2 protein-coding genes are annotated in these 5,180 nt (G+C 65.0%); both read left to right on the top strand.

Annotated elements, in window-relative coordinates:
* Positions 1 to 3,510: non-ribosomal peptide synthetase (locus BLT03_RS23490; RefSeq protein WP_139160533.1), on the top strand; the 3,510-nt coding region annotated here is incomplete at its 5' end.
* Positions 3,510 to 5,180 (top strand): condensation domain-containing protein (locus BLT03_RS23485; protein WP_139160532.1); only part of this gene is annotated, 1,671 nt, incomplete at its 3' end. The genes BLT03_RS23490 and BLT03_RS23485, both read left to right, overlap by 1 nt.

Below are 5,180 nucleotides of genomic sequence, written 5' to 3'. Positions count from 1 at the left end.
AGGAGGGCGCTGCCTGCGGCGCAGTTCGGGGCCAGCGAAGGCTATGAAGCGCCACAGGGGGAGATCGAGGAGGCGCTGGCCGCCATCTGGGCCGAAGTGCTGGGCCTGGAACGCGTTGGGCGACATGACCAGTTTTTCGAACTGGGTGGAGATTCGATCCTCAGTCTCAAGGTCTGTGCCCGGGCGCGTGCGCAAGGCATTCCTTTGGGACCACGGCAGGTGTTCGAGCATCAACGACTGTCATTCCTCGCCCAGGCGGTCGCCGCTGCACAGGCCGAATCCGCAACCGTGGACGACGAGCGTTCTCGCATTACCGTGCTGAGTGCGGATGAGCGCAGTGGACCTGTCGCGCTGTCGCACGCTCAGTTGCGGCAATGGTTCCTTTGGCAATTGGACCCGCAGAGCACGGCTTATCACATCAGCGGTGCGCTGCAATGTCACGGAACGCTGGACACAGACGCACTGCGCGCCAGCTTTGCCGATCTGATCGAACGGCACGAGGCCTTGCGCACCGTCTTCCGTGCTCGCCCCGACGGTACCGCCGAACAGGTGATCCAGCCCAACGCGCCGCTCGCGCTGCAGGTGACGGACCTGCGCAGCCTTGCCTTGCTGGAGCAACCCCACCGCGCAAGGGAAGAGGCACGGCGCATCAGTCAAACCCCTTTCGATCTCACTTCGGGGCCTTTGCTTCGGGTCGGGTTGATCCGCTTGGCAGAGCGCGAGCACTGGCTGGTCGTGGCCATGCACCATATCGTCTCTGACGGCTGGTCCATGCAGGTACTGGTGGACGAGTTTGTGGCGCGTTACCAAGCGCGGCTGCAAGGCCGGTCACTCGCGCAGCCACCGCTGCCCATCCAGTACGCAGACTATGCCGCCTGGCAGCGGAAGTGGCTGGAGGCGGGCGAAAAGGAACGCCAGCTTGCCTACTGGACACAGCAACTGGGCCGCGACCACCCGGTGCTGCAGTTGCCCACCGATGGAGCGCGGCGTGCGGAGGGACAGTACCGGGCCGCTTTGTGCGAAATGGAGCTTGCCCCTTCGCTGGTCAGCGCTCTCCAGCGCCGTGCGCGATCACAGGACGCCACGTTGTTCATGGCCTTGCTGGCGGGTTTCCAGACACTGCTGCACCGCTACACCGGCTTGCAGGACATTCGGGTCGGTGTCCCGATTGCCAACCGCGACCGGGTCGAAACACAAGGGCTGATCGGCTTCTTCGTGAACACCCAAGTGCTGCGCGGGCAATTCGATGGCCGTACCGCAATGGGAGATGTGCTCGGGGCCGCCAAGCGTGCAGCGAATGGCGCGCAGGCCAATCAAGACTTGCCGTTCGAGCAACTGGTGGAAGTGCTGCAGCCGGATCGCAGCCTGGGTGTAAGCCCTTTGTTCCAAGTGCTTTTCAACCATCAGCGCAATGGCCTGGGCGCCTTGCGGAATCTGCCTGGCTTGGTGCTGAAAGACCAACCGTTGCCGGACGGCACGGCGCAGTTTGAATTGGCGCTCAGCACCACGGAGGAGTCAGATGGGCGAGTGCGGATGCAGTGGACGTATGCGGCGGAGCTGTTCAACCCCGAGACGATGGAGCGGATGGCGGGGCACTACGTAGCGCTCCTGCAGGCCCTGGCCGAGCACCCCGAGCAGCTGGTAGGGGAAGTACCCCTGCTGGGTCAAGCCGAGCAGGGGCAGCTGGCGGCCTGGGGTGACAACCGCCAGGGCCATGGCGCACCCGTGCCCGTACACGAGCTGTTCGAGCGCCAGGCGCTGGCGCAGCCGCAAGCCCCTGCGCTGGTGTTCGGCGAAGAACACCTGAGCTACGGCGAGCTCAACGCCCGGGCCAACCGTCTGGCGCACCGGCTGGTGCGGCTGGGCGTGCGGCCTGAGACACGGGTGGGCATTCTGGTGGAGCGCAGCACCGAGATGGTGGTGGGCCTGCTGGGCATCTTGAAGGCAGGGGGCGCCTACGTGCCCCTGGATCCGGAATACCCGCCAGAGCGGCTGGCGTACATGGTGCAGGACAGCGGCATCAGACTGCTGCTCACGCAAAGCCACCTGAGCGGAGCGATCCCCCCAGCATCCGGGCTGGACATCCTGGCGCTGGACTCACTGCAACTGAGCGACGAGCCAGAGCACGACCCGAAGGTGCCGCTGCATGCGGAGAACCTGGCCTACGTCATCTACATTGGTTTATTAGGCGCCGCCAATCGGCATTCCGCGTTGCACAACCGGCTTGCGTGGATGCAACAGGCCTATGCACTGGACGCTCACGACACCGTGCTGCAGAAAACGCCGTTCGGCTTTGACGTGTCGGTGTGGGAGTTCTTCTGGCCTTTGATGCAGGGCGCGCGATTGGTGCTGGCTGCCTCGGGCGATCACCGCGAGCCGGCCCGGCTGGCGGCGCTCATCCAGCGCCACGCGGTGAGCACGGTGCATTTCGTGCCCTCGATGCTCCAGGCATTCCTTACCCACGAAAGCGCTACCGCCTGCACCAGCCTTCGGCGCATCGTGTGCAGCGGAGAGGCGTTGCCTGCCGCTACACAGAACGCTGCCTTGCGACAGTGGCCGCAAGCCTCTCTGTACAACCTGTATGGACCGACCGAAGCGGCGATCGACGTCACGCAGTGGCAATGCCGGGATGACGGTCGCACGCAAGTGCCGATCGGGCGGCCCATCTCGGCCACGCAGGCCCTGGTGCTCGATGGCCAGCTGAACCCGGTGCCCCTGGGCGTAGCGGGAGAGCTGTACCTGGGCGGCATCAGCCTGGCGCGAGGCTACCTGGGGCGTGCAGGGCTGACAGCCGAGCGCTTCATTGCGGGCAGCGAAGGCCAGAGGCTGTACCGAACGGGAGACCTGGTGCGCTGGAACACCGAAGGGCAACTGGAGTACCTGGGTCGTTTGGACCACCAGGTGAAGATCCGAGGCTTGCGGATCGAGCTGGGGGAGATCGAGGCGCAACTGCTGGCGCAGCCCGAAGTGCGGGAGGCGGTGGTGGTGGAGCAGGGTGGGCGGCTGGTGGCGTACGTGGCGCTGACGGCAACACTGAACGGATCCCGTCCGATCGATGCGGCGTGGCTGCGCGAGCGGCTGGGCAAGGCCTTGCCGGACTACATGGTGCCGGCTGCGGCCGTGGTGCTGCAGCGGTTGCCGCTGAACGCCAACGGCAAGGTGGACAGGAGGGCGCTGCCTGCGGCGCAGTTCGGGGCCAGCGAAGGCTATGAAGCGCCACAGGGGGAGATCGAGGAGGCGCTGGCCGCCATCTGGGCCGAGGTGCTGGGCCTGGAACGCGTTGGGCGCAATGACCAGTTCTTCGAATTGGGCGGCCACTCGCTGCTGTCCACCCGGCTGGTCGCCCGCGTGCAGGACTTGATACACACCGAACTCACGCTCCGACAGGTCTTCCAGTTCCCCGTGCTGCGTGACATGGCCGCACTGCTTGTGCCATCGCAAAACCAGCGGCCCGCCGCGCAGGCCTTGTCGGACATCGACGCCTTGATTGACAGCCTGGAGACCCTTTGATGGAAACCATCGCCACCCGTCGCATCGCCGAGCGCTTTTCCCGGCTGACTGCCGAGCAACGCCGCGTGGTCTATCAAAAAATCCGCGCCGAGGGACTGAACCCGAGCCAGTTCCCCATCCTGCCCCGGGATGCGGCATTGCAGGAGCGCTCCCCGCTGTCGTACGCCCAGCTTCGCCAATGGTTTCTCTGGCAGATGGACCTTCAGAGCACGGCGTATCACATCAGCGCCGCGCTGAGGCTGCGCGGTCCGCTGGACTCGGCCGCTGTCCAGACCAGCTTTATCGCCTTGGTGCAGCGCCATGAGGCACTGCGAACCGTATTCCGCACGGCTGCCGATGGCGAAGTCGAGCAGGTGATCGGTTCCACCCCACTGTTTCACTGGAGCCTGACCGATCTGTCGAACGAGTCCGTGCGCAACCGGGAAGATGCGGCCCATGCTGAGGCTCAGCGCCTTTGCGATACCCCGTTCGACCTCACTGTTGGACCACTGCTGCGTGTGGGATTGATTCGCCTGGCAGATGACGAGCATGTGCTGGTCGTCGTGATGCACCACATCGTGTCCGACGGGGCGTCGCTGCAGGTGATCGTGGACGAGTTCGTTGAGCATTACCGAGCCTGCCTTGCCGGAGAGCCCTCCACTGCAGGCGCATTGCCGGTTCAATATGCCGATTACGCCGCCTGGCAGAAGCACTGGCTGGAAGCGGGTGAAATGGAGCGGCAACTGGCCTACTGGACGCAGCAGCTCGGCGACGAGCAGCCGGTGTTGCAACTGCCAGCAGACCACGCCCGGCGGGCCGACGGCCGGTATCGCACCGCCCGCCACGCGGTCGAGCTGGTGCCGAACATTGCGCTTGGCGTGCAACGCTGCGCTCAGGCCTGTTCCTGCACGCCCTTCATGGTATTGCTGGCGGCATGGCAGATTCTTTTGCAGCGGTGGACCGGTCAGGACGACATCCGGGTCGGCGTGCCGCTGGCCAATCGCAGTCGCCTGGAGACCGAAGGCATCGTCGGCTTTTTCGTGAACACGCTGGTGCTGCGCGCCAGGCTGGATGACCGCGCCAGCCTGCGGTCCGTGTTGGCCGATGTCAAAGAGGCTTCGCTGGGTGCGCAATTGCACCAGGACCTTCCTTTTGAGCAACTGGTTCACGCGCTGGCTGGCGACCGCAGCCTGGACCACCCTCCGCTGTTCCAGGTGATGTTCAACCACCAGCGCGGTGATTTCGATGCGCTGTCGCAGCTGCCCGGTCTTTCATTGCAAACCTTTGAGCTGGGAGGTCAGGCGGCGCAGTTCGAGTTGACCCTGGACGTGCGCGAGCATGCAGACGGCCGTATTCACGCAGCGTTCAACTACGCAGCCGAGTTGTTCGACCATGAAACCATTGAAGGCATTGCTGGCCACTACCAGGCGGTTTTGCGCGCGTTGGTGCAAACGCCCGAGCAGACCGTAGGCGAGTTGGACCTGTTGACCGATCTCGAAAAAAAGCGACTGCAAGGGTGGGGCGCTCCCTCGCTGTCGCCCCTGCCAGATGCACAGCCTGTGCTGTCCCTGCACCAGCGCGTGGAGCACCAGGCGCAGCAGCGCCCCGACGCTACGGCCCTGGTGCTGGGCGAGCAGCACATGAGCTACGGCGAACTCAACCGCCAGGCCAACCGGCTGGCCCGCTACCTC

This window comes from Paracidovorax valerianellae (genome assembly GCF_900102625.1).
GTDB classification, from domain to species: Bacteria; Pseudomonadota; Gammaproteobacteria; order Burkholderiales; family Burkholderiaceae_C; genus Paracidovorax; species Paracidovorax valerianellae.
The sequence above is the reverse complement of the archived record's forward strand: the minus strand, read 5'-3'. Positions and strand labels throughout refer to the sequence as shown.